Source organism: Stenotrophomonas sp. G106K1, assembly GCF_037969685.1.
Taxonomy (GTDB): domain Bacteria; phylum Pseudomonadota; class Gammaproteobacteria; order Xanthomonadales; family Xanthomonadaceae; genus Stenotrophomonas; species Stenotrophomonas lactitubi.
In genome coordinates this window covers 226,457-252,379 of the sequence record NZ_JBBPFR010000002.1, presented here as the reverse complement: position 1 = coordinate 252,379, position 25,923 = coordinate 226,457, and the positions used below count along the sequence as shown (strand labels likewise).

23 protein-coding genes are annotated in these 25,923 nt (G+C 66.3%); 7 read left to right on the top strand and 16 right to left on the bottom strand.

Annotation, left to right across the window (positions count from 1 at the left end):
• Positions 1–144: 144 nt before the first annotated feature.
• The 3 genes from purH to purD are packed head-to-tail and all read left to right on the top strand — an operon-like array spanning position 145 to position 3,966.
• Positions 145–1,728: a bifunctional phosphoribosylaminoimidazolecarboxamide formyltransferase/IMP cyclohydrolase gene (gene purH, locus WKB25_RS03440; RefSeq protein ID WP_340568745.1), complete on the top strand. Its 1,584-nt coding sequence runs from the start codon at positions 145–147 to the stop codon at positions 1,726–1,728.
• Between the two features lie 17 nt (positions 1,729–1,745).
• Positions 1,746–2,624 carry a hypothetical protein gene (locus WKB25_RS03435; RefSeq protein WP_340568744.1) on the top strand — a complete coding sequence of 293 codons (879 nt, stop codon included), beginning with the start codon at positions 1,746–1,748 and terminating at the stop codon, positions 2,622–2,624.
• A 58-nt stretch (positions 2,625–2,682) separates the two neighbouring features.
• Positions 2,683–3,966, top strand: a complete 1,284-nt coding sequence (gene purD / locus WKB25_RS03430; protein ID WP_340568743.1) for a phosphoribosylamine--glycine ligase — start codon at positions 2,683–2,685, stop codon at positions 3,964–3,966.
• A 205-nt stretch (positions 3,967–4,171) separates the two neighbouring features.
• Here purD and rpoH read toward each other — a convergent pair whose 3' ends face one another.
• From rpoH to rhlB, 6 genes are all read right to left on the bottom strand, one after another.
• Complete coding sequence (rpoH, locus tag WKB25_RS03425) at positions 4,172–5,047, bottom strand: RNA polymerase sigma factor RpoH (RefSeq protein ID WP_100462199.1); 876 nt, start codon at positions 5,045–5,047, stop codon at positions 4,172–4,174.
• 253 nt (positions 5,048–5,300) lie between these two features.
• Positions 5,301–6,026, bottom strand: a complete 726-nt coding sequence (gene ung / locus WKB25_RS03420) for a uracil-DNA glycosylase (protein ID WP_340568742.1) — start codon at positions 6,024–6,026, stop codon at positions 5,301–5,303.
• 9 nt (positions 6,027–6,035) lie between these two features.
• Positions 6,036–6,878: a response regulator gene (locus WKB25_RS03415; RefSeq protein ID WP_100553793.1), complete on the bottom strand. Its 843-nt coding sequence runs from the start codon at positions 6,876–6,878 to the stop codon at positions 6,036–6,038.
• A 7-nt stretch (positions 6,879–6,885) separates the two neighbouring features.
• Complete coding sequence (ftsX, locus tag WKB25_RS03410) at positions 6,886–7,833, bottom strand: permease-like cell division protein FtsX (protein ID WP_099820457.1); 948 nt, start codon at positions 7,831–7,833, stop codon at positions 6,886–6,888.
• Between the two features lie 2 nt (positions 7,834–7,835).
• Complete coding sequence (gene ftsE, locus WKB25_RS03405) at positions 7,836–8,522, bottom strand: cell division ATP-binding protein FtsE (protein WP_025878609.1); 687 nt, start codon at positions 8,520–8,522, stop codon at positions 7,836–7,838.
• A gap of 116 nt (positions 8,523–8,638) precedes the next feature.
• Complete coding sequence (gene rhlB / locus WKB25_RS03400) at positions 8,639–10,369, bottom strand: ATP-dependent RNA helicase RhlB (protein ID WP_340568741.1); 1,731 nt, start codon at positions 10,367–10,369, stop codon at positions 8,639–8,641.
• A 512-nt stretch (positions 10,370–10,881) separates the two neighbouring features.
• Here rhlB and trxA point away from each other — a divergent pair.
• From trxA to WKB25_RS03385, 3 genes are all read left to right on the top strand, one after another.
• Positions 10,882–11,211: a thioredoxin gene (trxA, locus tag WKB25_RS03395; protein ID WP_025878607.1), complete on the top strand. Its 330-nt coding sequence runs from the start codon at positions 10,882–10,884 to the stop codon at positions 11,209–11,211.
• Between the two features lie 228 nt (positions 11,212–11,439).
• Complete coding sequence (rho, locus tag WKB25_RS03390) at positions 11,440–13,197, top strand: transcription termination factor Rho (protein WP_340568740.1); 1,758 nt, start codon at positions 11,440–11,442, stop codon at positions 13,195–13,197.
• Positions 13,198–13,420: 223 nt separating this feature from the next.
• Complete coding sequence (locus tag WKB25_RS03385) at positions 13,421–14,995, top strand: sensor domain-containing diguanylate cyclase (protein WP_340568739.1); 1,575 nt, start codon at positions 13,421–13,423, stop codon at positions 14,993–14,995.
• Between the two features lie 58 nt (positions 14,996–15,053).
• On the opposite strand, the gene WKB25_RS03380 is transcribed toward WKB25_RS03385, so the two are convergent.
• The 3 genes from WKB25_RS03380 to aceK all read right to left on the bottom strand — a co-directional run bounded on the left by WKB25_RS03380 (position 15,054) and on the right by aceK (position 18,709).
• Positions 15,054–15,929 carry an energy transducer TonB gene (locus WKB25_RS03380; protein ID WP_340568738.1) on the bottom strand — a complete coding sequence of 292 codons (876 nt, stop codon included), beginning with the start codon at positions 15,927–15,929 and terminating at the stop codon, positions 15,054–15,056.
• A gap of 92 nt (positions 15,930–16,021) precedes the next feature.
• Positions 16,022–16,915, bottom strand: a complete 894-nt coding sequence (locus tag WKB25_RS03375; protein WP_340568737.1) for an energy transducer TonB — start codon at positions 16,913–16,915, stop codon at positions 16,022–16,024.
• A gap of 63 nt (positions 16,916–16,978) precedes the next feature.
• Positions 16,979–18,709 carry a bifunctional isocitrate dehydrogenase kinase/phosphatase gene (aceK, locus tag WKB25_RS03370; RefSeq protein WP_340568736.1) on the bottom strand — a complete coding sequence of 577 codons (1,731 nt, stop codon included), beginning with the start codon at positions 18,707–18,709 and terminating at the stop codon, positions 16,979–16,981.
• A gap of 205 nt (positions 18,710–18,914) precedes the next feature.
• On the opposite strand from aceK, the gene WKB25_RS03365 reads away from it, so the two are divergent.
• Positions 18,915–19,634 (top strand): KilA-N domain-containing protein, encoded by a 720-nt coding sequence (locus WKB25_RS03365; protein ID WP_340568735.1) that lies wholly within the window; start codon positions 18,915–18,917, stop codon positions 19,632–19,634.
• Between the two features lie 64 nt (positions 19,635–19,698).
• On the opposite strand, the gene WKB25_RS03360 is transcribed toward WKB25_RS03365, so the two are convergent.
• The 7 genes from WKB25_RS03360 to WKB25_RS03330 all read right to left on the bottom strand — a co-directional run bounded on the left by WKB25_RS03360 (position 19,699) and on the right by WKB25_RS03330 (position 25,836).
• Positions 19,699–20,058 (bottom strand): hypothetical protein, encoded by a 360-nt coding sequence (locus tag WKB25_RS03360; RefSeq protein ID WP_340568734.1) that lies wholly within the window; start codon positions 20,056–20,058, stop codon positions 19,699–19,701.
• Between the two features lie 52 nt (positions 20,059–20,110).
• Complete coding sequence (locus WKB25_RS03355) at positions 20,111–20,527, bottom strand: roadblock/LC7 domain-containing protein (RefSeq protein ID WP_340568733.1); 417 nt, start codon at positions 20,525–20,527, stop codon at positions 20,111–20,113.
• On the bottom strand, positions 20,520–21,068 hold the full coding sequence (locus WKB25_RS03350) for an ATP/GTP-binding protein (protein WP_089237316.1): 549 nt from the start codon (positions 21,066–21,068) through the stop codon (positions 20,520–20,522). Before WKB25_RS03350 ends, WKB25_RS03355 begins: the two co-directional genes overlap by 8 nt.
• The gene (locus tag WKB25_RS03345) at positions 21,061–22,008 is read right to left on the bottom strand and encodes a hypothetical protein (RefSeq protein WP_340568732.1); all 948 of its coding nucleotides are present in this window, start codon (positions 22,006–22,008) and stop codon (positions 21,061–21,063) included. Before WKB25_RS03345 ends, WKB25_RS03350 begins: the two co-directional genes overlap by 8 nt.
• Before the next feature lie 340 nt (positions 22,009–22,348).
• On the bottom strand, positions 22,349–24,571 hold the full coding sequence (locus tag WKB25_RS03340) for an NADP-dependent isocitrate dehydrogenase (protein ID WP_340568731.1): 2,223 nt from the start codon (positions 24,569–24,571) through the stop codon (positions 22,349–22,351).
• Positions 24,572–24,991: 420 nt separating this feature from the next.
• On the bottom strand, positions 24,992–25,495 hold the full coding sequence (locus tag WKB25_RS03335; RefSeq protein WP_089237322.1) for a hypothetical protein: 504 nt from the start codon (positions 25,493–25,495) through the stop codon (positions 24,992–24,994).
• A 47-nt stretch (positions 25,496–25,542) separates the two neighbouring features.
• Positions 25,543–25,836 (bottom strand): LysM peptidoglycan-binding domain-containing protein, encoded by a 294-nt coding sequence (locus WKB25_RS03330; protein WP_025878595.1) that lies wholly within the window; start codon positions 25,834–25,836, stop codon positions 25,543–25,545.
• Positions 25,837–25,923: the final 87 nt, after the last annotated feature.

Sequence of the window (25,923 nt, the reverse complement as noted above, 5' to 3'; positions counted from 1 at the left end):
ATCGCTCCCAATGCCGGTCCATGCAGGCGCTGCCGAGCGGACCGCGACGGGGGCTGCACCGGCCAATTTCCCCCACCAGCGCCCGCCACCGGCCCCCACCGCCTACAATATCGGCCCCGCTCCGCTGCCGATTGCCCTGTCCCCATGACTGCTGATCTGTTGCCCGTCCGCCGGGCCCTCCTCTCCGTTTCCGACAAGACCGGCCTGGTCGAGCTGGCCACCGCGCTGGCTGCACGCGGCGTGGAACTGCTGTCCACCGGCGGTACCGCCAAGGCGATCCGCGATGCCGGCCTGGCCGTGAAGGACGTTGCCGAGGTCACCGGTTTCCCGGAAATGATGGATGGACGGGTCAAGACCCTGCATCCAATGGTGCATGGCGGCCTGCTGGGCCGCTCCGGCCTGGACGACGCCGTGATGGCCGAGCACGGCATCGGCGCCATCGACCTGCTGGTGCTGAACCTGTATCCGTTCGAAGCGGTCACCGCCAAGGCCGACTGCACCCTGGCCGACGCGGTCGAGAACATCGACATCGGCGGCCCGGCCATGCTGCGCTCGGCGGCCAAGAACTTCGCCCGCGTGGCGGTGGCCACCGATCCGTCGCAGTACGCCGAACTGCTGGCCTCGCTCGACGCCAACGACGGCCAGCTGTCGGCCGGCACCCGTTTCGCTTTCTCGGTAGCCGCGTTCAACCGCGTCGCCCAGTACGACGCGGCGATCAGCAACTACCTGTCTGCCGTCACCGCCACCGACGCTGCCGTGCCGGCGCGTGCCGAGTACCCGGCGCAGATGAATTCCACCTTCGTGAAGGTGATGGACCTGCGCTACGGCGAAAACCCGCACCAGAGCGGCGCGTTCTACCGCGACCTGCATCCGGTGCCGGGCACGCTGGCCACCTTCCAGCAGCTGCAGGGCAAGGAGCTGAGCTACAACAACCTGGCCGATGCCGATGCGGCATGGGAATGCGTGCGTCAGTTCGATGCGCCGGCCTGTGTCATCGTCAAGCATGCCAACCCGTGCGGCGTGGCCGTTGGCGCCGGCAACGGCGATGCCTACGAGCTGGCCTATGCCACCGACCCGACCAGCGCCTTCGGCGGCATCATCGCCTTCAACAAGCCGCTCGACGCTGCGACTGCGCAGGTGATCCTCGACCGCCAGTTCGTGGAAGTGCTGATCGCTCCGGATTACGAGCCGGCCGCGCTGGAATACGCGCAGAAGAAGGCCAACGTGCGCGTGCTGCGCATCCCGCACGGCGATGGCCTGAACAACTTCGACAACAAGCGCGTGGGCTCCGGCCTGCTGCTGCAGTCGTCGGACAACCGCGGCATGACCCGCGACGAACTGAAGGTGGTCAGCAAGCTGGCGCCGACCGACAAGCAGTTCACCGACCTGCTGTTCGCCTGGAAGGTCGCCAAGTTCGTGAAGTCCAACGCAATCGTCTATGCCAAGGACAACCGCACCATCGGTGTGGGTGCCGGCCAGATGAGCCGCGTGTACTCGGCGCGCATCGCCGGCATCAAGGCGGCCGATGCGCACCTGGTGGTGGAGGGCTCGGTGATGGCCTCCGATGCGTTCTTCCCGTTCCGCGATGGCATCGACGCTGCAGCCGCGGCCGGCATCAAGGCGGTGATCCAGCCGGGCGGATCGATGCGCGATGCCGAAGTCATCGCCGCCGCCGACGAGCACGGCCTGGCCATGGTGTTCACCGGCGTCCGCCACTTCCGCCACTGATTATCGGAGCGACACGGATGTCTGCAGTCTCTTTGAAACCGCTCGCCGTGCTCGCCTTCATTGGCACCACCCTGCTGGCCGGCTGCAAGCCGGCCGCCGAACCCGCCTCTGCCCCGCAGGCAGAGCCTGCAAAGGCGGCCACCGCCGAGCCGGCCGCCCATGTCAGCCGCACCGCGCGGCTGCAGGCGTTCCTGACCGAGCGTTACGGCAACGACGCCAAGCTGTCGGGTGAGTGGCGCGGCACCTGGGCCCAGGAAAGCGAAACCCGTCCCATGGACTGGCAGGTCTGCGCCGAGCAGCCGGTGGTGACCGGCGACAGCTGGCAGCAGCTGCTGGCAGTGTGCGGTGCGCTGGCCGATGGCGCGCACATCGACCCGGGAACCATCGACTTCTTCGTGCTGCATCCCAAGGGCGAAGGCTTCGAAGTCGTGAGCGAACTGACCGGAGAGCGCTTCGGCAGTGGCGGTCAGCCCGGCAGCGCCAGCATCATCCGCGCTGGCAGCGATTTCTACGGCTTCCGCGTCGAAGATGGCTGGTTCGGCCAGGGCTTCTCGCTGCTCTCGCAGTCACTGATCCTGCCGGGGCCGAAGGGACTGGTCGCCACCGGCAACGTGCGCAGCCACATCGACAACGACGCCCAGTACGAATGCGAGAACGTCGACGCGGCCGCCGACCCCGACACTGCCGAGGACTGCCGCACCCGTCGCTTCAGCATCGACTTCGCGCTGCGCTTCGACGACAGCGATCGCAACGCGCGCGTCTGGCCGCTGCTGATCGAGGAAACCGGCAGCACCTGCGGTGGAAAGCAGGTACGGCAGGAACATCGCTTCATCCTGGACCCGAAGTCCTGGACCTACCCCTTCCCCGAATCGCTGCACCGCGAAGGCTGCGAGTGAACCACGCGCGCCGCCGGGGATATCCACCTACCCTTCCCACGCAATCTGGAATCTCGTGATGAACGTACTTGTCATCGGCTCTGGCGGCCGCGAACACGCCCTGGCATGGAAGCTGGCCCAGTCCTCCCGTGTCACTGAAGTGCTCGTGGCGCCCGGCAATGCCGGCACTGCCAACGAAGACAAGTGCCGCAACGTCGCGGTGAAGGTCACCGACATCGATGGCCTGCTCGCCCTGGCCCAGGCAGAAGGCGTAGCGCTGACCGTGGTCGGCCCGGAAGTGCCGCTGGTGGCCGGCGTGGTCGACCGTTTCCGCGCCGCCGGCCTGCGCATCTTCGGGCCGACGGCTGCCGCCGCGCAGCTGGAAGGCAGCAAGGCCTACGCCAAGGATTTCCTGGCACGCCACAACATCCCCACCGCGTTCTATTCCGTGCACACCGAGGTGGACGCGGCACTGGCCTACCTGCGCGAGAAGGGCGCGCCGATCGTGGTCAAGGCCGACGGCCTGGCCGCCGGCAAGGGCGTGATCGTGGCGATGACGCTGGCCGAAGCCGAAGACGCGGTGCGTGACATGCTTTCGGGCAACGCCTTCGGCGATGCCGGCGCGCGCGTGGTGATCGAGGAGTTCCTCGACGGCGAGGAAGCCAGCTTCATTTCGATGGTCGATGGCGTGCATGCACTGCCGATGGCCACCTCGCAGGATCACAAGCGCGTCGGCGACGGCGACACCGGCCCGAACACCGGCGGCATGGGTGCGTACTCGCCGGCCCCGGTGGTGACACCTGAAGTGCATGCACGTGTGATGCGCGAGGTGGTGAACCCGACCGTGCAGGGCATGATCGCCGATGGCATTCCGTTCACCGGCTTCCTCTACGCGGGCCTGATGATCGATGCCAGCGGCGCGCCGAAGGTGATCGAGTTCAACGTGCGTTTCGGCGACCCGGAAACGCAGCCGGTGATGCTGCGCCTGCAGTCGGACCTGGTGGAGCTGGTGGAAGCGGCGATCGATGGTCGCCTGGACCAGGTGGACGCGCAGTGGGATCCGCGCCCGTCACTGGGCGTGGTGCTGGCAGCCAAGCCATACCCGGAAGCGCCCATCACCGGTGAGGTGATCTCCGGCCTGGATGAGGTGCCGGCAACGGCCAAGGTGTTCCATGCAGGTACGACGCTGGACGCGCAGGGCCAGGTGCTCAGCGCCGGCGGCCGCGTGCTGTGCGTGGCAGCGCTCGGCGACAGCGTGCGCGATGCGCAGGCAAACGCGTACGCGGGCGTGGCGAAGGTGACCTGGGCCAACGAGTTCCACCGCAACGACATCGGCTGGCGCGCGATCGCGCGCGAGGGTTGAGGTCCACGCGGCATCGGGACATCCACGCATGGCGTGGATCTACTGGATCTTGCCGCCTCCACACATGGGGTGGATCTACGGTGCGATTCGTTCATGCAGGGTGTGGGCCCGTAGTAGATCCACGCCATGCGTGGATGAAGGCACCGCCGAAAAGAAAAGGCCCGGCAATGCCGGGCCTTCTCTCTTCTTCAACGCCACCCGCGCCTTACGCGGTAAACAGCGCCTTCATCTTCTTCAGCGCGTTCGCTTCGACCTGGCGGATACGCTCGGCCGACACGCCGTACTCGTCCGCCAGCTCCTGCAGCGTCACCTTGCTGTCGGCATCCAGCCAACGGCGGCGGATGATGTCGCGCGAACGCGCATCCAGTTCCGCCAGGCCTTCGCGCAGCAGCTGCATCTGGTTGTCTTCGCTGTCCTCGCGCTCGTAGGCCATCGACGGGTCTTCGTCGTTGGCCACCAGATACGCAGCCGGCGACGGCGGCGCGTGGTCGTTGTCTTCATCGGTCGGCGCATCGAAACCGATATCGCGGCCGGACAGGCGCGATTCCATTTCCAGCACTTCGCGCTCGGACACGTTCAGGTCCTTGGCCACCGCAGTGACTTCGGCCGCGTTCATCCAGCCCAGGCGCTTCTTCGACTTGCGCAGGTTGAAGAACAGCTTGCGCTGCGCCTTGGTCGTGGCGACCTTCACGATGCGCCAGTTCTTCAGGATGAACTCGTGCATCTCGGCACGGATCCAATGCACGGCGAAGGACACAAGGCGCACGCCCATGTCGGGATCGAAGCGCTTGACCGCCTTCATCAGGCCGATGTTGCCTTCCTGGATCAGGTCGCCCAGCGCAAGGCCGTAGCCGTTGTAGCCGCGGGCCACGTGCACCACGAAGCGCAGGTGCGAATGCACCAGCTCACGGGCAGCGTCCAGATCATTGCCGTCGCGGAAACGACGGGCCAGGTCCTGTTCGTTGTCGACCGACAGCACCGGGATCTGGTGCACGGCACCGATATAGGCGTCCAGCGAACCGAGCGCACTGGGAATCGGCAGATTGTTTGCCACAAGGGCAGTAGAGGTGTTCTGGCTCATAGGCACCCATCTTAGCAGTCTGGGATTTGGACTGCTAAAGGAGGAAAAAGTTCCAGCATTCCACTGATGAAACACTGGTCCCAACAGAAGCCTACCGTAACGCGATTTGATGACAGTGGCGAGCGCGCTTTTCGGGATACACAATCCCTTGGAATTCAACCCACTAGCCCGAAAAACACGGCCATTCCGGGTCAAAGGCAGCTGAACAGGCGGCGGTTTCGCCCCTCAATCACCGGGCAGCGTTGCCCAGCGTTCAGCCCGATGGCGCCAGCGACGCCCGTGGCGGCAGCGACCAGTCGATCGGGGCCTGCCCGCGGCGCTGCAGGTACTCGTTGGCCATCGAGAAATGACGGCAGCCAAGGAAGCCACGGTGGGCCGACAGCGGCGACGGATGCGGCGCTTTCAGCACGCGATGGCGGCCAGTATCGATGACCTTGCCCTTCTGCTGCGCATAGGCGCCCCAGAGCATGAACACCAAGCCCTCGCGCTCGCGGTTGAGCACGTCCACCACGTGGTCGGTGAAGCCTTCCCAGCCGCGCCCCTGGTGGGCACCGGCCTTGCCCTCTTCCACCGTCAGCACGGCGTTGAGCAGCAGCACGCCGCGCTGTGCCCACGGGATCAGGCAGCCGTGGTCCGGGCGGGCAATACCGAGGTCACCCTCGATTTCCTTGTAGATGTTCAACAGCGACGGCGGCACCGGCACACCCGGCTGCACCGAGAAACTCAGGCCATGGGCCTGCCCACGGCCGTGGTACGGGTCCTGGCCGAGGATGACCACTTTCACCTGGTCGAACGGGGTGGCATCGAACGCGGCGAAGATCTGCGGGCCGGGCGGGAACATCGCGGCACCGCTGGCCTTGCGCTGCCGCAGGAAGCTGGACAGCTCGCGCATCTGCGGCTGCAGCAGGTAATCGCCCACACGCTGTTTCCAGCTCGGTTCCAGCTGGATCGCCGGGGTGTCCACTACTTCATCGATCATCGCAACACGTCATCGCAACAGGGGGCCATCATTCAACCGGGCCAGCCGCAGCTGGAACAGCACCTTGGTGATCAACAGGCGCTCTTCGATCGGCTTCAGCACCAGGTCGTTGGCGCCAGCCTGCAGCAGGCCGGTCTGGTTGTGCGGATTGCCATCGCCGGTCATCACCAGCACCGGCAGGCGGCGCTTGCCGTAGCCGAAGTCCACGCGCACGCGCTGCACCACGTCGCGGCCGCTCAGCTCTCCCTTCAGGGTCACATCGGTCAGCACCAGATCGATGCGATGGCGGCTGCGCCCAAGCGATTCGGCGGTCAGCAGGGTGAACGCTTCTTCGGCGCTGACCACATGCATCACGTTGAGCTGCTGGCGCTCGAGCATGCGCTTGGTCGCCTCGGCCACCACCCGGCTGTCCTCGATGTAGAGGATGGTCGCGCCGGGAATGGTCTGCGGCTGCACGTAGCCGCGCACGAACGTCGCCAGGGCCTCGTGGCCCAGCGATTTGTCGAAGTAGTCGGTGACGTACTCGGTAAAGCGGCGCTGCTCCAGGTGCTGCTGGGCATCGCCGGAGACCACGATCACCGGCACATAGGCCTGCCCGGCAGCTTCACGCACCGTCCGTGCCAGCGCCAGGCCGTCGCCATCGCGCAGGGTCAGCGAGGTGGTGACCAGATCGACCGGGCCCTGCGCCAGCGCATGCTGGGCGTCTTCGATGCTGTCGCAGCCGATCACCTCCACGCCCGGCAGATCGCGCTGCAGGACGTCGGCGATCAGCTTGCGCACCAGCTTGGAGCCGTCAACCACCATCACCCGCGTCGCGGGCCCTTCAAGGTGCTTCAGCGCTTGCGGTTGCATGCCGGTCTCAGGTGTCGGTCGGGCGGGTCTGGCGGAGGAAGTGCCCGGTCACCAGCCATGCACCCAGCCAGCCCAGCAACAAGGTGCCAAGCAGCACCAGGCTGCCATGCAGAAGGTCCAGGCCATGCAGCACGAACGGGCTGCCGTAGCTGCGCGACAGCTCGGCCAGCGGCGCGCGCAGGGCGGCACCGGCAATGCCGATCAGGCCCAGCGCGACCGCACCGGCGCCCAGGCCATACCAGGCGCCCAGATACAGGAACGGGCGGCGGATGAAACCATCGCTGGCGCCGAGCAGCTGCAGTACGCCGATTTCCTCGCGGCGGGCCTGGATGTCCAGGCGCACGGTGTTGCCCACCACCAGCGCAGCGCCGGCGCCGAGCAGCACCGACAGCACCTGCACCAGCCGCGCGCCGAAGGCGAGCCATGCATCCAGGCGCTGGCGCCACAACGCGTCATGCTGGACCAGGTCCGCCCCAGGCAGGCTTTCCAGCGCGCGTGCCAGCCGCGCATCGTCCTGGCCTTGGCCGGGGGTGATCACCAGCAGCGAGGGCAGCGGATTGTCGTTGAGTGCGTCGATGGCTTCGCCGAGACCGGCCTGGCGCAGTTCCTCAAGGCCCTGCTCCGGCGTGCGCACGGTGACGCTGGCCACATCCGGGCGATCACGCAGTTCACCGGCCAAGCGCAGCGCACCGGGGCCGTCGACGTCGGCCTTCAGGAAGACGTTGATATCGCGCGACTGCTGCACGCTGCCGGCGAACTGCTTGAGGTTGTCCAGCGCGATCGACAGGCCCAGCGGCAGCGCCAGGGCCAGCGCCATGACCATCACGGTCAGCAGCGTCGCCCACGGTTTGCGGCAGGCGCGGCCGAGGCTGAACACCACGCTGTGCACGTGATGCTGGAACCACACGCCCAGGCGCGACGGCGCAGCGGCTTCGGTGTTTTCGTTCTTGGCCATGGTTACTCCGCCAGATCCTGCGGCGAGATGTCGTCCACCAGCCGGCCGTGGTCGAGGATCAGCACGCGCTTGCGCATGTGGCGCAGCAGCGGCAGGTCATGACTGACCACCAGCACGCTGGTGCCGCGCGCGGGCAGCTCGGCGAACAGGGACATGATTTCCGCCGCCAGGGTCGGGTCGAGGTTGCCGGTCGGCTCGTCGGCCACCAGCAGTTTGGGCTCGCCGACGATCGCACGGGCAATGCCGACGCGCTGCTGCTCACCGGCCGACAGCTGCGAAGGCAGCGCCTTCTCGCGGTGGCCCAGGCCCATGCGCTCGAGCACCGAACGCACGCGCTTGTTGATGTCGCCACGGCGGGTGCCGCGCAGGATCAGCGGCAGGGCCACGTTCTCGGCGATGGAGCGGTCCATCAGCAGGCGGTGGTCCTGGTAGACCGCGCCGACCGCGCGTCGATGCCGCGGCACATCGCCGCCGCGCACCTTCAGCAGGTTGCGCTCGTCGAACATCACCGCGCCGCGGCTGGGCCGCTCGTCGAGGTGGATCAACTTGAGCAGGGTGCTCTTGCCCGCCCCGGAGTGACCGGTGACGAACAGCATTTCGCCCGGCGCGACCTCGAAGCTGACATCGGTCAGGGCTTCGTGGCCACCGGCGTACTGTTTGCTGACATTGTCGAAGCGCAGGACACTCATGCCCCGATTATGCAGGACCGGCGCGACAGATCGGTAGCGCCGGACCGCATGGAGGGTGCCGACCGTTGGTCGGCACATCCTTGATGCCACCCGACCAACGGTCGGGTGCTACCGGATCAGTTGCCCGACAGCATCCGGCGGATCTTCCGACCGATACGGGTCAGGAACGAGTCACCGGCATCGGCGCTGGTGCGCACCGGCTTGGCCATCACCTGCACCGGGGTGACCGGGCTGGTGCCGTTGCCGGCGTTGCTTGCCACGCCCTCGGCACCCTCGACCGGACGGCCGTGGCGACGACGACGACGTTTGCGCGGCTTGCGCTCGCCGTCCACTGCACCTTCCGGCGCAGCGTCAGCGCGCGGCGGACGCGGGGCCTGCACGGCAGCGGCTTCAGCCGTCACCGCACCCTCGACGGCTGCGGCAGCAACCTGCTCGCCTTCCACACGCGGCTTGCGCGGGCCACGCGGACGGCGTTCGCCGCTGCGCTCGCCATCACGGCCACCACGTCCAGCGCCGGCACCGCTGCCGGAGCGACCGCCACTGCGGCCGCCGCCACGACGCTCTTCCTCGGCGGCACGCGCTTCGCGTGCTTCGCGGAAGATCTGGCCGACGCTTTCGTTCTCGTCGCCTTCCTCGCCCGGTGCCGGGGCGGCACGCTCAGGGCGCGGCAGCGAAGTCAGGATCTCGCTGGTGACCGCTTCGACCGGGATCTTCTGTTCGATGTAGGCCTCGATGTCCGGCAGGCCCATCGCGTAGCGCTCACAGGCGAAGCTGATGGCATCGCCTTCCTCGCCCAGGCGGGCGGTACGGCCGATGCGGTGCACGTAGTCTTCGGCGTCGAACGGCAGATCGTAGTTGTAGACGTACTTGATGCCGTCGATATGCAGGCCGCGGGCGGCCACGTCGGTCGCCACCAGGATTTCCAGCTGGCCCTTCTGGAAGCGGTTGAGCAGGCTCTCACGCTTCTTCTGCGGCACGTCGCCGGACAGCACGCCGACGCGGTAGCCGGAACGCTCCAGCGAACGGGCCACGCGCTCGACGAACACCTTGGTGTTGACGAAGACCATGGTGCGCGCGCCCTCGCTGCGCGACAGCAGGCCCAGCAGCAGCGGGATCTTCTCTTCGTCGGCCGGGAAATAGATGCGCTGACGCACACGTGCGGCGGTGATGGTCTCCGCTTCGACCACCAGCTTCTGCGGCTCGTTCATGTGCTCATAGGCCAGCTCGAGCACGCGGTGGCTCAGGGTGGCGCTGAACAGCAGGGTCTGGCGGGTGGAGCGCTCGGGCATGCGGCGCAGCAGGAAGCGGATGTCCTTGATGAAGCCCAGGTCGAACATGCGGTCGGCTTCGTCCAGCACGCAGATCTCGCATGCGTGCAGCGAGACCACCTTGTGCTGCTTGACGTAGTCGATCAGGCGGCCGGGGGTGGCGATGATCACGTCCACGCCCTGCTGCAGGATCTCGCGCTGCTTGTCGTAATCCACGCCGCCGTACACCAGGGCGAAACGCAGGCCGAGGTCGGAACCGAACTTGACCGCATCCTTGTGGATCTGGATGGCCAGTTCGCGGGTCGGGGCCAGGATCAGCGCGCGCGGATCTTCCGGCTTGCGATCGGCCAGCGCCGGACGCGTCAGCAGGCGGTTCACGACAGCGACCAGGAAGGCCAGCGTCTTGCCGGTGCCGGTCTGGGCCTGGCCGGCGACGTCGCCACCGGGCAGCGCGACCGGTAGGGTCAGCGCCTGGATGGGCGTGCAGCGGGTGAATCCGGCTCCTTCAAGACCGGCCTGCAGGGCCGGATGCAGATCGAAGGAGGAAAAAGTCAAATCGGTCAGCGGTTTGTCGCTCATGTGTCCGTCTTGGTATGGCCACGCGCCTGCGGGCGGCGGCACTGAAATCTGTCTGGGGCTCCGTCGCAAACTGCGGCCCCTGCGGCGGGTCGGGCTGGCCGGGACCCCTCGGGTCCGCGCGCCGCACAATGCCCCAGTTTACCGCACTCGGGCCGGCAAACCGGAACCACGCGTCTCAGAGCTTAGGGAGACGCACCTCTTCACGCCGCAGTACCGCGCTTGAACAGCGGCGCATACACCCATGGCCTACCGCGTCAGCACCCCCATTTCAGCCATGGACAGTGAAATCGGACACATACCGTGCTCAGCCCCGATCACGATACGCTGGGTTCCAGCCAGCACCTGTCCGCGCCCTGCGATAGGGGTACACTGCCGGCCGTGAGCGTCCAGGCATCCCGCCGAACGCACCGTGGCGGTCCGCCGCGAGGCAACGACGAGGGTCACGCCACCGGGCATGGCCCAGTTCACCCACCTCCGGCCTGGCCGGGTGCAATCCAAGACGAGAAACCAAGATGAGCGACAAGGTTGTACACGTCGGCGATGCCGACTTTGATAGCGCCGTACTGAATTCCAAGGAACCGGTCCTGGTCGATTTCTGGGCCGAATGGTGTGGCCCCTGCAAGATGATCGCCCCGGCACTGGACGAACTGGCCGATGCCTACCAGGGCCGCGCCAAGATCGCCAAGGTCAACGTGGACAACAACCGCGCGCTGGCCGCCAAGTACCACGTGCGTTCGATTCCGTACCTGGTCGTCTTCAAGGACGGCGAGAAGGTCGGCGAGCAGATTGGTGCCGTTGGCAAGGCCCAGCTGGCCGGCCTGCTGGACAAGGCCCTGGCCTGATCCTGCGCGTTACCGGCAGCCGTTTTCCACGGCTGCCGGGTGGGCGCCCCGGCGCCTGACTGAATACCATACCCGGCGACCCTTGCGTGGCGCCGCGGGCCGATGATAGTGTCGGCACATCCGGCCGCGTTCGCGTGCCGCATCTTCTGGACGCAGTTTCTTCCAGACCCATTCCCAACGTTCGCCGCCCCGCCGGGCGCTCGCACCTTCAAGCGAGGAATAACGCTCTTGTCCGATAACACTCCCGAAACCGGTAGCGCTGATGCGCCCGCCGAAAAGCGCGTGCGCAAAGCCCGTGTAACCAAGGCTGCCGCTCCGGCCGCCGCCGAAACCAGCGCCGCCCCGGCGCAGCCTGCCCTGCCGCTGGCAGCCGCGCCCGAAGCGCCGGCACCGGCCGCAGCGCCTTCCGCGCCGAGCGCACCCGCCGCCGAGGCCCCTGCCAGCAGTGGCGGTGGCGAAGGTGGTGAGGGCCGCGAATCCGGCCAGGTGCGGCAGAACAACCAGGGCGGTGGCCAGAACCAGAACCCCTACAACCAGGGCGGCCAGCAGGGCCAGGGCAACCGCCGTGACCGTTTCCGCAACCGCCGCGACCGTGATCGCAGTGGCGGCGGCGGCGGTGGTGGCAACGGCGGTCGCTTCCGCGATGACGGCATGCCCAACGACAACGGCGAACAGCAGCCGTTCGTACCGCGTCCGCACGCCAACGTGCCCGAAGGCTTCCCGGTCTATTCGCTGAGCGACCTCAAGCGCATGCCGGCCCAGAAGCTGCTGGATATCGCCGAGCAGCTGCAGATTTCCGAAGGCGTGGCCCGTGCCCGCAAGCAGGACGTGATCTTCGCGCTGCTGAAGGTGCTGACCCGCCACGGTGACGGCGTAGCCGCCGACGGCGTGCTGGAAATCCTGCCGGACGGCTTCGGCTTCCTGCGCGCGGCCGAAGCCAGCTACCTGGCCGGCCCGGACGATACCTACATCTCGCCCAGCCAGATCCGCCGCTTCAACCTGCGTACCGGCGACCACCTGTCCGGCCGCATCCGCTTCCCGAAGGACGGTGAACGTTACTTCGCGCTGTCGATCGTGGACACCATCAACGGTGAGCCGCTGGAGGCGTCGAAGAACAAGGTGCTGTTCGAGAACCTGACCCCCCTGTTCCCGCGTCGCCGCTTCACCCTGGAGCGCGGCAACGGTTCCTCGGAAGACATCACCGGTCGCATCCTCGACCTGATGGCACCGCAGGGCAAGGGCCAGCGTTCGCTCATCGTTTCCCAGCCGAAGGCCGGCAAGACGATGATGATGCAGCAGGTCGCCACGGCCATCACCACCAACCATCCGGACGTGCACCTGATCGTGCTGCTGATTGATGAGCGCCCGGAAGAAGTGACCGAAATGCAGCGCACCGTGCGCGGCGAAGTCATCAGCTCGACCTTCGATGAGCCGGCCGCACGCCACGTACAGGTCGCCGAAATGGTCATCGAGCGCGCCAAGCGCCTGGTCGAGCACAAGAAGGACGTGGTGATCCTGCTCGACTCGATCACCCGCCTGGCACGCGCCTACAACAACGTGGTACCGAGCTCCGGCAAGGTGCTGACCGGTGGTGTGGACGCCAACGCCCTGCACCGTCCGAAGCGCTTCTTCGGTGCCGCACGCAACGTGGAAGAAGGCGGCAGCCTGACCATCATCGCCACCGCGCTGGTCGATACCGGCTCGAAGATGGACGAGGTGATCTACGAAGAGTTCAAGGGCACCGGCAACAGCGAAGTGCACCTGAGCCGCCGCATCTCTGAAAAGCGCGTGTTCCCGGCCATCGACATCAACCGCTCGGGCACCCGTCGCGAAGACCTGCTGATCGAACCGGAACTGCTGCAGAAGATCTGGATCCTGCGCAAGCTGCTGCACCCGATGGATGAAATGACGGCGATGGAATTCCTGCTGGACAAGATGAAGAACACCAAGTCCAACGACGAGTTCTTCGGTTCGATGAAGCGCTGATCGCGCGGCATTGATGCACTACGAAAAGGCCCCGCGATGCGGGGCTTTTTCTTTGGGCGGCGGCAGGACAGACGGCTTCACTTCGCGGGCCGGCGTTTTGGCGATAATCTGCGGGACAAATGCCTGACTCTCCGCTCCGGCCGTGCTGGCCGGGCCGCCGATTCCCGCTGTCGCCCCATCCGGAGGATCCGGCGGGTCCAGCCCTGCCCGATCCTTCAACCGCATGCGCACACTGTCCCCCCGGCTCAACCTGGGCAAGCTGATCCTTGCCCTGGCACTGCTCAGCGCCGTCATCGCCCTGGCCAACACGCTGCTTGCCAGCTATCGCGTGCAGCGCGACCAGCTGGTGGGCAACACCCTGGAAGCCAACCGTGTGTACGCCACCAAGCTGGCCGAGACCACGCAGAACTTCCTGCTGGCCGCGCAGCAGCAGCTGGCCTATGCCGCAACCCGGCTTGGCAACAGCGACATGGATCCTGCCCAGGCGCAGGATGAGGCCAGCCGCCTGCAACTGCAGTCCAGCAGCTTCAACTCCTCGCTGGTGGTGGCCAGCGATGGGCGGGTGATCGCGACCTCGCCGCAGAGCCTGCAGCTGCAGGGCGAGATACTGCGCAGCGCCGGCAGCAAGGCGGCACTCGATCGGCGCGAGCCGATGATCAGCGATCCCTACCAGTCGGCCACCGGCAAGCTGCTGATCTCGATATCGCACCCGGTATTCGACCGCAGCGGCCAGTACCGCGGCTATGTCAGCGGCACCCTGTACCTGCGCCAGCGCAGTGCGCTCAACACCCTGCTGGGTACGCACTACTACCGTGATGGCTCCTACCTGTATGTGGTGGACCGCCATGGACGCCTGATCTATCACAACAACGCCAAGGAAGTGGGCACCTACGCGTTGAACAACCCGGCGGTGAAAGAGGTGATGCGCGGCCAGCGCGGTGCGCAGCAGGTGCTCAACAACCACAAGGTGGCGATGCTGGCCGGTTACGCGCCCGTCGCGGCGACCGGCTGGGGCATCGTCGCGCAGCGCCCGACCGAGGCGACGCTGCAGCCGCTGTCACGGCTGATGTCGGCGGTGATCTGGAATGCCATTCCGCTGGGCGTGTTGTCGCTGCTGATCACCTGGTGGTTCGCCCGCCGTATTTCGCTGCCGCTGTGGCAGCTGGCGCGCAACGTGCAGGACGGCGAAGACACCGGCAACGCGATCAGCCACGTCAATGGCATCCGCGCCTGGTACTTCGAAGTAGCGCAGCTGAAACAAGCGGTGCTGTACAGCTTCAATGCGCTGCAGGACCGGATCGGCACGCTCAACCGCGCCAGCCGCACCGATCCGCTGACCGGCCTGCTCAACCGTCGCGGACTGCAGCAGGCGCTCGACGCACTGCAGGCCCAGGGCCTGCCGTTTGCGATCCTGACGCTGGATATCGACCGCTTCAAGTCGATCAACGACAGCCACGGTCACGACGTCGGTGATGCGGCCATCGTGCATATCGCCGAACAGATGCGCCGCCATTCGCGCGAGACCGACGTGCTGTGCCGCGCCGGTGGCGAGGAGTTCCTGGTGCTGCTGCCGGGCGTTGGCGTCGAAGCGGCCCGGCAGACCGGCGAGCGCCTGCGCCAGGCCATCGCCGACGAACCCTTCGCTCCGGTGGGCACGATCACCGTGTCCTTGGGCGTGGCCCACTTCCCCAGTTTCCACACCGATCCGGAACAGGCACTGCGCCTGGCCGACAAGGCCCTGTACCTGGCCAAGGAACAGGGCCGCAACCGGGTCGTGGTGTACCCGCACGCCGATTGAGCACCTCGATTCAAGCGGGATGCGCCGCGACAGAGCCGGCGCATCCCGCAATGACGCATCAGCCCAGCGGGGTCAGCAGGCGCGGGCCTTCCTGCGCGCGACCGACCATGTACACACCGCCTTCGGGCAGCAGGTCGGTCCCGGCGACCAGGGTTTCCTCGCCGGTCTTCCACGGCGCCCGCTGGCGTGGGCCTGGAATGTAGGCGGCCCAGCGACCGTAGCGCTCGCTCTGTTTGTCAAAGAAATAATTGACCGGTACGCGCACGGTCCAGAAGTCCCGGTCCTTGTCCTCGCCGGTAGTGGGTGGGTTGAAGGTCCAGTCGCGGGCGCTTCTGACGCTGGCTTTGGCCAGCACATCACGCAGTTGGTTCATCGTGCGCTCGGAGCCGACCACGGTCAGGTTGGTCTGCTCGGCGATCACGTCTGCGACCTTGCCGTCCCGCCCGACCCTGACCAGCAGCAGCACGGTGCCCTGGCCGCGGATCGATGCCGCCTGCGGTGGGTAGGCCGGTGCGCGCATCTTCGCCCCGGTTACGTCATCGGTACTCGGCTGCCTGGAGTCGCTGAGTTTGCCGAAACGGGCATCGGCCACCCGTACCTGCATGCTGCCGGCCTCCAAGTTGTCCGCAATCAACCGCAGGCGGACGGTGGTACGGGCCGGTACCGGCTTGCCATCGACCAGCGTCGGCTCGAAACGCCAGCTCTGTACTGTTTTATCGACAAAGCCCGCCACGCCGGCGTCGACCTTCTCGCGGTGATCCAGCTGGAACCCCTCAACCTGTCCTTCGCGGCCGATGTCGATGACGCCGCTGAGGGTCATGCTGGCCTCAGCCTGCTTACGCACCTCGCGCGCGGTCTGCGCATCAGCGGTATCGACCAGGGCGGCACCGCCACCCACGGCAAGGGCCAACGCCAGGAAAAGAGAAGAACGCATCACACCTGCTCCTTGTGCATTTACGAGTGACCGACCCTAGCGCATCCCTGAAGGCCGTTCACGCCAAGGCAGGCCATGCGTCACGCTCTGATTCAGCCTTGCCCGAGTGGCGTCAACAGACGCAGGCCCCGGTGTGCAGCATCGACCATGTAGACGCCGCCGGCTGGCAACAGGTCACTGCCGACCTGCGCGGCATCGTCGGTGGTGCGCCACGGGGCCTGCTGGCGCGGGCCGGGAATGTAGGCCTGCCAGCGCCCGTAGGGGTTGGGCGGGTGCTTGCTGCCCTTCTCGCTCAGCGCGAAGGTGACCGGCACGCGCACGGTCCAGAACGCCAGGCCTTTGTCCTGACCGGAGGTCGGCGGCGTGAACGTCCACTTGCGGGCCTCGCTGATGCTGGCCTTGGCCAACATGTCGCGCATCTTCTTCATTGCGTGTTCGGGTGCGACCACGCCCATGTTCACCTGTTCGGCGACGACATCGGCAACCGCGCCGTCACGCTCGACCTTGACCAGCAGCATCACCTCGCCCTGTGCACCGACGCGGAAAGCCGCTTCCGGATAGCGCGGAGGCCGCATCTGCTCGGCAGTCACCGCGTCGGTGGCCTTGTCGTCGTACTCGCTGAAGTCCACGCTGGTCATGCGCACTTCCGTGTTGCCGTCGGCCCCGGGCCGGCCCAGCAGACGCACGCGCAACGGTGCATGTTTCGCCACGGGCTTGCCGTCCACCAGGGTGGGCTCGAACTGCCACTTGCGGATCGTACCGTCCACGAACGCAGCGATGGCAGGCGCGATCGACGCCCGCTGATCGAGCACCAGGCCAGTGACCGCGCCATCTGCGGCGACATCGATGTTGCCGGTCAAGACCATGCTGGCTTCAGCGGTGGTACGCACCGCGCGCGTACTCTGCGCTGCGGCATCGGTGCTGAGCAGGGAGCCAGCGGTACCGATCGCAAGCGCGAAGGCAAGAAACAGTGGAGAACGCATCATTGCCCGATCCTTGGTGATGAAGGTGCCGAGATTACCCGAGTTCCCCGCCGTCGGTACAGCCGATCACGCCAACCGCTGTGCAGCCGAATACGGTGGTGTGTCCGGATAATCACCCGCCGCAAAACGCGCCTGTAATCCCTGCCACCAGGCGGGGTCGAACAGATGCCGATAATGCTCGCGTACCGCCGCCAGCTCCTGCGCCGGCAAGCCCATGAACGGCCCGAACCGCTCCGGGAACACATCGCGCGGGCCGACATGGAACCAGGGCTCATCGGCCATCGCTTCTTCGGCGGAGCTTGGCTGTGGCCAGGCACGGAATACGCAGTCGCTGACCAGGCACAACTCGTCGTAGTCGTAGAACACGGCACGGCCGTGGCGCGACACGCCGAAGTTCTTCGGCAGCATGTCACCGGGGAATATGTTGTTGCGCGCCATGTCGGTGATCGCCTGCGCATAGTCGAGCACGGCTGCACGCACGGCCTCACCAGCCTGCTCGCGCAGGTAGAGGTTCAGCGGCCGGAAGCGACGCTGCACGTAGCACAACGCGATCTCCACTTCGTCGCCATCCACGCGCACGCTCTGCGCGCACTGCTGCAGCAGCTCGTCCAGCAACGCGGGGGCAAAGCGTTCGCGCGGGAAACGCAGGTGCCGGTAAGGCTGTGCGTCAAGCAGGCGACCGACGCGATCGAGGTTGAACACCAGCGCGTACTTTTCCTCCACCTGCTGACGCGACATCGCCTTGGGCCAGGCGAAGCGGTCGCGGATCAGCTTGAACACCAGCGGATAGCTGGGCAGGGTGAACACCGCCATGACCATGCCCGGCGTGCCTTCGGCATGCGCCAGGCGCTCGTTCTGGTGTTCATTGAAGTGGCGGAAGAACGTCCGGTAGCGCTCGGTTTTGCCCTGCTTGGCGCGTCCGAGCACGGTGTAGATCTCGTCAATCGGCTTGCCCGGCAGCAGGCTGCGCAGGAACACCACGGCATCGCCAACGGTGCCCAGGTCGGCCTGGAAGTAGCTGCGTGACACGCCGAACAGGTGGGCCACGTCGCGACGCCGGGTCAGCACGGCGTCAGCACGCAGGCCCTGGTCATCGTTGACCAGCGCGATCACGCACGGCGAGAAACGGTGTTCGCCGAACACGCGGCCGACCAGATAGGCGCGACGCTCGCGGTAGAACACGGTATCGAGCAGCTCGATGCTGCGTACTGGCGTGTCGCCCCAGTGCGCCAGATCGTCCTGCAGTCGCACGGCGATGGCGGCGGCACAGCGCAGCTGGTGTGCATACGGAACATCAAAGCGGTAGTCGGCCAGCACCCGCTGCAGCGCCTCCACCGGCCGCATCGGCGAAATGGCATAGGTATGCCGCGCCACCGGATGAGTGATTGCATCGGAGGGCTCGACATCGAAGGCGATGAACTCAACTTCCGGATCGACGCCACGGATGGCGAACAGCCGCCGCGACAGGGTGTTGTAGAAGGTCTTGTACAGCTCTGCGTCGATCAGGCCCTGCAGCAGGGCGCTGTAGTGCGCGTGCACCTGCAGCCACAGTGCGCGTTCGCCGATGGCCTCACCGGCCAGCCGCCGCAGCGCGTCCATCTGCTCGGCGATGCAGTGGTCGTAGAGGGCAATGCGCTCCACCGCATCGTGGCGCGCCGCTGCCCAGTCGCGCTGCTCGAAGCGCTTCCGCGCGCGGGCCGTGATCACCGCGAAACGGGTGTGGTACTGCTCGAAACCATCGCGGATGGCACCGGCAATGCGCGGCGCCAACTCGGCAGCGATGTCAGGCTTGGACATGCACAGCTCACCCGGGAGGACCGGCTCCACCATACGCTGGCGTGGGGCAGCTTGTGTAGCGCCGAGCCATGTTCGGCTGCTTCTGCCTGGGAGAACCAGACAAACGCAACCATTCCTACAGACCCGGCGCCTCCCTGCTGCTTACCATTTCACGCCAAGTAACGGCAAAAGGTGACGCATGCAGCAAATGACCCTGATCCCACGCATGGAGGAAGGCAACGTAATCCCGCAGCGCGCCCGCGACGGCTATATCAGCGCTACCGCGCTCTGCCAGTCCGTCGGCAAGCGCTGGTCCGACTACCGCGCATTGAAATCGACCGGCGAGTTCATCGAGGAGTTGACCACGCAGACCGGGCTTGCGGAGGACCAGCTCATCCACGTGGTGTCCGGGGGCAATGCGGCGATGCAGGGCACCTGGATCCACCCGTACCTGGCCATCAATCTCGGCCAGTGGCTGTCGCGCAAGTTCGCGGTGAAGGTATCGCAGTGGGTGGTGGAATGGCAGCAGGGCCGGGCGAACGCGGTCATGCCCGCCCACATCGAGCGCTACATGCAGAACCGCTCGAAGGTGCCCTACACGCATTTTTCAATGTTGAACGAGCTGACCCTGAACCTGATCGCGCCGCTCGAACAGGCCGGCTACACCCTGCCGCAGGAGCTGGTGCCGGACATCTCCGAGGGCCGGTTGTTCTGCAGGTGGCTGCGCGATCACAAGGGCATCGAGCCCAACGACTTCGACACCTATGAACACAGCTACCCAGACGGTCGCAACGTGCAGGCAAAGCTCTATCCGAACGAGCTCTACGAGGACTTCCGCCGGCACTTCAACGAAACCTGGCTTCCCCTGCACGCGCCCAGATACTTTGCTGCGCGCGACAAGCAGGCGCTGGCGTTCGTACGCACGCTTCTGCTGCCTTCGACGTGACATCGCACCGGAGTGATCCCTGGCTTGCCGTACAGCAGCCAGGGATCGACGCCATCGAGCCGGTTCAGATCGCCAGTTCGGACTCCACGTCCTGCACTTTGCGCCGCGCCAGGGCGAGGTTGGACTTGGTCCGGTCCAGCACGATATAGAAGAACAGGCCCTTCTTCTTCGCCACCGGGCGCATGATGTGGTACGCCTTGCCGAGCGAGATCAGGATGTCCTCGATGCCATCGTTGAGGTTCAGCGAAGCGGCGGTTTTCATCTTCGCGCGGATCACTTCGGTATTGCCGGCCGCAGCCACTTCCATGTCCATGCCCGAACCGGCTTCGCCCAGCAGCATGCCGCTCTCGTAGTCGACCAGCGCCACGGCCTGCGCGCCATCGATACCCATCAGTGCAGTCAACGAATCATTCAATCCAGCCACGTTGCACCCCTCTCAATGTTGGTTCGAGCCCCTCGTTCCCCTGCGGCCGGGCTCACGATCCGCTGAGTTCGGCCAGGATCGCCTGGCCACATTCCCTGCTCTGCCACAGCACCTGGCCGATCACGCTGCGCTGGTCGCAGGCGGCCATCAGCAGCAGCGGTGCTCGACCTTCGGCCTGGATGGCCAGCATCAGCACCTTGCCGCCGGCGGCCTCCAGCATCAGCGTCTGCAGATCGCCCAGTGCCAGCTCGCGCCCCACCGCCGCAGCCAGAGCCAGCATCGCGCTGGTCATCGCCGCCAGTCGCTCGCCGCGCCCTTCCGCACCGGCGCTGACCAGGGCAAAGCCATCGACACTGGCCAGCACCACGGTCCGTACCCCTTCCACCCGTTGCTGCAGGTCCTGCAGCAACGGGTGCAGGCGCTCGCGCTGCTGCGCGTCCGGCAACAGCGCGCCTTGTCCATCAGCCATGCGCGGCCACCAGTGCGTGCGCTTCCATTTCGCTCATCAGTACATCCATCAGCAGCAGTCCTTGTTCGCGATCACGGGCATCCACGGCCAGCAACGGCAGCGGCTGGCCATCGAGCCGGGCGCGATCAGCCCAATCATCCAGCGCCGCTGCCGGCACCTGGTCAAGATGGGTCACCGCCACCACCAGGGCCAATGCCGGACCGAACGGACGCAGCACCTGCAGGTAGGCATCCAGCTCAGCGGCCACCCCGGCCCGGCGCGCGTCCAGCAGCAGCACGGCACCGCGTGCGCCCTGCAGCAGGATCGGCCACAGGAAATCAAAGCGCTGCTGGCCGGGCGTTCCATACAGGCGCAGCCTTTCGCCGTTGGGCAGGTCGATATCGGCGTAGTCCAGCGCCACCGTGGTTGACGCCTTGTCCGCACCCGCGCGGTCGCTGTTGGCTACGTCGGTGTCGACCACCGCGCCGGCGGCGATGCTGCGTACCAAGGTCGATTTGCCGCTGCCCATGCCACCGAGCACCACCACCTTGTGCTCACGCATCGCGGTCACTCCCGCGCAGCGTGCGCCACAGGCGTGCGAGCAGGCCGGTATCGGCAGTGTTGGCACGCGCGCCCGACAGCGGTGCGGTAGGCGCGACCTGCAGCTGTGCATAACCGCACAGGTAGGCGGCGTGGATGAAATCGCGCACGGCGGCAGCGGGAAGATCCAGCAGCATCGCGCATTCGTCCACCGTGCAGGCACGCTTGAGCAGCAGCGAACACAGACGGAAACCATCGTGATCGTGGCCGAGCACGCGGAAATCCGGCCAGCGCAGCAGCTTCACCGACGCCCCGCGCAGGCGCTCATCCAACGCCTGCCAGTGGCGGCTGCGCTGTGCCCATTGCCACAGCAGCGGACGCAGCGGCAATCGCGTGCGGCCACCCGCCAGTACCTGCAGCTGCGCCGGCAGCAACGCATCCAGATACAGATGCTCGAAGCCCTGTGCCAGCCGCTCCACCAGCACCGTGGCCGGCTCGTGCAGCAGGACTGCCTGGTCCTGTTCCAGATCCAGCAGCAGCAGCGGCTCTGCGCCCTCGCCCAACAACGCCTGGCCCTGCCGCGATGGCAGGCGCTCGCGCAGCAGACGGGTGATCGCGTGCGCGCCGTCCGCCAGGCGGATCGGTGTCGCTTCGGTACCGGCCTGCATGCCGCGCAGTGCCCGCCCTATCGCGCCATCATCCAATACGTCCTGGCCGCCATCGCCCTCGCGCAACTGGCCACCCAGGTCCTCGATCCAGCAGTGCAGCCTCGGGCGTTGCTGGCGCATGCGCAGTGCCGCGTTGCGCAGCGCTGGCGTATCGCGGATCACCAACAGGTCGCAGTCGTCCAGGTCCTGGCTGCGGCGGATCTGCCCGTCGGGCAACGCCGAGGCCAACCGCAGCCGTTGCAGCAGGGCCTGTTCGCCCTGGATGTCGGTTCCTACTACGAGCACGCGTGCCATCCGTGTTCCCCGTGCGACCACCTCCCCGGCGGTCTCGCAGCGCCAAGGCTAGGCCATGGCTTGCCGGCATCGTCGTGATCGACTGCTCATATTGGCGGCAGCAGTGAACATGCACGCGCCCGTTCTGCGACGCCCATCGCGGGCAAGTTTCATGCCGTGTTGACGACATTCCGACAGCCGACGGATTTCACGGTTCTGGGCCCGAGTACATCCACGCCATGGGTGGATACGCGGGCCGGGGGTCAGATCCCTCTGCGGTGCACAGGAATCTGACCCCGACCCGCAAAAAGAAACCCGCGCCAGAGCGCGGGTTTCCAGGTCACCACCAGGCGGCGATGGATCAGCCGCGCAGCTGCTCCAGCGCGGCGTTGAAGGTCGCGCTCGGACGCATCGCGGCAGCGGCCTTGGCCACGTCCGGACGGTAGTAGCCACCGATGTCCACGGCCTTGCCCTGCACCGCGATCAGCTCGTCGACGATCTTCTGCTCGTTGTCGGCAAGCGCCTTCGCCAACGGAGCGAAGCGTGCCTGCAATGCGGCGTCTTCGTTCTGCGCGGCCAGCGCCTGCGCCCAGTACAGGGCGATGTAGAAGTGGCTGCCACGGTTGTCGATGCCACCCAGCTTGCGCGACGGCGACTTGTCGTTGTCCAGGAACTGGCCGTTGGCCTCGTCCAGTGCCTTGGCCAGCACGCGGGCAGCAGCGTTGTCGTAACGATTGCCGAGGTGTTCCAGCGATGCGGCCAGGGCCAGGAATTCACCCAGCGAATCCCAACGCAGGTAGTCCTCTTCGACGAACTGCTGCACGTGCTTCGGGGCCGAACCACCGGCGCCGGTCTCGAACAGGCCACCACCGGCCATCAGCGGCACGATCGACAGCATCTTGGCGCTGGTGCCCAGTTCCATGATCGGGAACAGGTCGGTGAGGTAATCGCGCAGTACGTTGCCGGTCACCGAAATGGTGTCCTCGCCCTTGCGGATGCGGGCCAGCGAGAACGCGGTCGCTTCCACCGGCGGCAGGATGCGGATGTCCAGGCCGTTGGTGTCGTGGTCCTTCAGGTACGTCTCGACCTTGGCGATGACCTGCGCGTCGTGGGCACGGGCGGCGTCCAGCCAGAACACGGCCGGGGTGCTGCTCAGGCGGGCGCGTTCGACGGCCAGCTTGACCCAGTCCTGGATCGGCGCGTCCTTGGTCTGGCACATGCGCCAGATGTCGCCCGCTTCCACGGCGTGTTCGAACACCACCGCACCGGCGTCGTCGGTGACCTTGACCACGCCGTCGGCAGCGATCTGGAAGGTCTTGTCGTGCGAACCGTACTCTTCAGCCTTCTGCGCCATCAGGCCGACGTTGGGCACCGAACCCATGGTGGCCGGGTTGAAGGCACCGTTGGCCTTGCAGTCGTCGATGACGGCCTGGTACACACCGGCGTAGCAGCGGTCCGGAATGACCGCCTTGGTGTCCTGCAGCTTGCCTTCGGCATTCCACATCTTGCCGGAGTCGCGGATCATCGCCGGCATCGAGGCGTCGACGATCACGTCGCTCGGCACGTGCAGGTTGGTGATGCCCTTGTCCGAGTTGACCATGGCCACGCCCGGACGCTGTGCGTACTCGGCAGCCAGGTCGGCTTCGATGGCGGTGCGGGTGGCTTCGGGCAGCGACGGCAGGCGCGCGGCCAGGTCACCGATGCCGTTGTTGGCATCGAAACCGGCCTGCTTGAGCACGTCGGCGTGCTTGGCCAGCACGTCCTTGTAGAACTCGTTGACCGCCACGCCGAACATGATCGGGTCGGAGACCTTCATCATGGTCGCCTTCAGGTGCAGCGAGAACAGCACGCCCTGGGCCTTGGCATCGGCAATCTGCTCGCCGATGAAAGCGGCCAGCGCCTTGCGGCTCATCACCGCAGCGTCGACGATCTCGCCGGCCTTGACCGCGGTCTTTTCCTTCAGCACGACGGTGCTGCCGTCCTTGCCGTGGAAGGTGATCTTCAGCGAACCGGCGTTGGCCAGCGTGGCCGACTTCTCGCTGCCGTAGAAATCACCGGCGGCCATGTGCGCGACGTGCGACTTCGAATCGGACGCCCAGGCGCCCATGCGGTGCGGATGCTTGCGGGCGTAGTTCTTCACCGACAGCGGCGCGCGCCGATCGGAGTTGCCTTCGCGCAGCACCGGGTTCACCGCGCTGCCCTTGACCTTGTCGTAGCGCGCCTTGTAGTCGCGCTGCTGATCGTCAGCCGGGGTTTCCGGGTAGTCCGGCAGCGGATAACCCTGGTCCTGCAGTTCCTTGATGGCTGCCTTCAGCTGCGGCACCGAGGCGGAGATGTTGGGCAGCTTGATGATGTTGGCGTCGGGGGTGGTCGCCAGTTGGCCCAGCTCGGCCAGGTCATCGTTGACCTTCTGCGCATCACTCAGCAGCTCCGGGAACAACGACAGGATGCGGCCGGACAGCGAGATGTCACGGGTTTCCACCGCGATGCCGGCGGTGGAGGTATAGGCGTCGACGATGGGCAGCAGCGACTGGGTGGCCAGGAACGGTGCTTCGTCGGTCAGCGTGTAGAGGATCTTGGACATGGGGGACTTGGACTCTGTAGCAGTGCTCAGGGGAAGGCCGGCGCCAGCGCCGGGCCACGTGCAACCGTGTCGCTTTCCTCCGCCGCCGTCAGGGTGGGCGCGCGCCGGAGAAACCCCTGCATTGTCGCGTTTTCAGCCGCGCGGGGCAAAGCCGCGCCATACGCGGCGGTACTGCGTCCAGGCAACGCTGTGATCCATCCACGCATGGCGTGGATCTACGGAAATGCGGCCGCGCGTGGATCGGCAGGTATCCCGCATCAGTAGATCCACGCCATGCCTGGATGGAAATGCCGCGTGCCGTGCTCCGGTAGATCCACGCCATGCGCGGATGGAGCCCTCCCGTAAAATCCACAAACAAAAAAGGACGCAGCCTCGCGGCTGCGTCCATCGTGAGTCCAACCGGGAGAGAGTCGGCGGGACTTACTTGACCTCGAACTCCTGCGGCGTTCCGGCCGCCTTACCATCGACCATGACTTCGGCGCGGTACTTGCCGGCCGGCCAGCCATTGGCATTCTTGAAGGTGATGTTGGTGGTCTCTGCACCACTGGTGTTCAGGGTCGCGTTCTGCTCACCGGCCACCTGGCCATCCTGGTAGGTCAGCTTGGCGCCGACGGTGACATTGTTGGCCGCGCCATCGGTCTTCACCGAAACGATGACCTCGTCCTTCGGCGCGAACAAGGCGGCAGTGGTCACCGACTTGTCAGCAGCGGCAGACTTGCCGACGGTGACGGCCGACACCGCTACGGCCGATGCAGCCATCGGCGGCGGCGCGCCGGTCATCGGCGCGGGCGCCTCGGCCGGCGTGGTTGCCGCCGGAGCCGCGTTGTTGTCTGCGGTTTCTTCCTTCTTCTTGCAGCCCACCAGGGCGACACTGCCGAGCAGCGCGGCCAGCAGGGCATTCTGAAGCGGGGTCGTCTTGATCATTCGGGGTTCCTCACAGGGATTGTCGGACGGCGATTGGATCGCCGGCATTACTTCGGCGGCAGTTTCAGGGTCTGGCCCGGGAAGATCTTGTCCGGGTCGTCGAGCACATCGCGGTTGGCTTCGAAGATCTTCTTCCAGGCGTTGGCATCGCCCAGGTGCTGCTTGGCGATCTTCGACAGCGAATCACCCTTCTGCACGGTGTAGGTGCCACCGCTGACCACCTCGGCGGTACTGTCCACCGAGGCACTGACGCCGGAGAAGTCCGCCTTGGGGACCTGCTGGGCGGTACTGTCGACGCTGCCACTGACGCCGGAGAAATCGGCTTTCTTCTCGGTACTCATCCACACACTCCCGTCTGTATGACTACATGGCTGGCACAGTGTCATAGAGGTTGTTAAATGGGGATGGTGCCGATGTGAAGCCGCCCC

Coding starts and splice junctions, on each gene's coding strand:
- rhlB (WP_340568741.1), bottom strand. CDS start 10,369: ATGAGCGACAAACCGCTGACCGATTTGACTTTTTCCTCCTTCGATCTG.
- purH (WP_340568745.1), top strand. CDS start 145: ATGACTGCTGATCTGTTGCCCGTCCGCCGGGCCCTCCTCTCCGTTTCC.
- WKB25_RS03335 (WP_089237322.1), bottom strand. CDS start 25,495: ATGATCAAGACGACCCCGCTTCAGAATGCCCTGCTGGCCGCGCTGCTC.
- rpoH (WP_100462199.1), bottom strand. CDS start 5,047: ATGAGCCAGAACACCTCTACTGCCCTTGTGGCAAACAATCTGCCGATT.
- WKB25_RS03415 (WP_100553793.1), bottom strand. CDS start 6,878: ATGCAACCGCAAGCGCTGAAGCACCTTGAAGGGCCCGCGACGCGGGTG.
- purD (WP_340568743.1), top strand. CDS start 2,683: ATGAACGTACTTGTCATCGGCTCTGGCGGCCGCGAACACGCCCTGGCA.
- ung (WP_340568742.1), bottom strand. CDS start 6,026: ATGATCGATGAAGTAGTGGACACCCCGGCGATCCAGCTGGAACCGAGC.
- WKB25_RS03380 (WP_340568738.1), bottom strand. CDS start 15,929: ATGCGTTCTTCTCTTTTCCTGGCGTTGGCCCTTGCCGTGGGTGGCGGT.
- WKB25_RS03340 (WP_340568731.1), bottom strand. CDS start 24,571: ATGTCCAAGATCCTCTACACGCTGACCGACGAAGCACCGTTCCTGGCC.
- WKB25_RS03365 (WP_340568735.1), top strand. CDS start 18,915: ATGGAGGAAGGCAACGTAATCCCGCAGCGCGCCCGCGACGGCTATATC.
- WKB25_RS03355 (WP_340568733.1), bottom strand. CDS start 20,527: ATGGCTGATGGACAAGGCGCGCTGTTGCCGGACGCGCAGCAGCGCGAG.
- ftsX (WP_099820457.1), bottom strand. CDS start 7,833: ATGGCCAAGAACGAAAACACCGAAGCCGCTGCGCCGTCGCGCCTGGGC.
- WKB25_RS03345 (WP_340568732.1), bottom strand. CDS start 22,008: ATGGCACGCGTGCTCGTAGTAGGAACCGACATCCAGGGCGAACAGGCC.
- WKB25_RS03435 (WP_340568744.1), top strand. CDS start 1,746: ATGTCTGCAGTCTCTTTGAAACCGCTCGCCGTGCTCGCCTTCATTGGC.
- aceK (WP_340568736.1), bottom strand. CDS start 18,709: ATGTCCAAGCCTGACATCGCTGCCGAGTTGGCGCCGCGCATTGCCGGT.
- trxA (WP_025878607.1), top strand. CDS start 10,882: ATGAGCGACAAGGTTGTACACGTCGGCGATGCCGACTTTGATAGCGCC.
- WKB25_RS03375 (WP_340568737.1), bottom strand. CDS start 16,915: ATGATGCGTTCTCCACTGTTTCTTGCCTTCGCGCTTGCGATCGGTACC.
- WKB25_RS03350 (WP_089237316.1), bottom strand. CDS start 21,068: ATGCGTGAGCACAAGGTGGTGGTGCTCGGTGGCATGGGCAGCGGCAAA.
- WKB25_RS03330 (WP_025878595.1), bottom strand. CDS start 25,836: ATGAGTACCGAGAAGAAAGCCGATTTCTCCGGCGTCAGTGGCAGCGTC.
- ftsE (WP_025878609.1), bottom strand. CDS start 8,522: ATGAGTGTCCTGCGCTTCGACAATGTCAGCAAACAGTACGCCGGTGGC.
- WKB25_RS03385 (WP_340568739.1), top strand. CDS start 13,421: ATGCGCACACTGTCCCCCCGGCTCAACCTGGGCAAGCTGATCCTTGCC.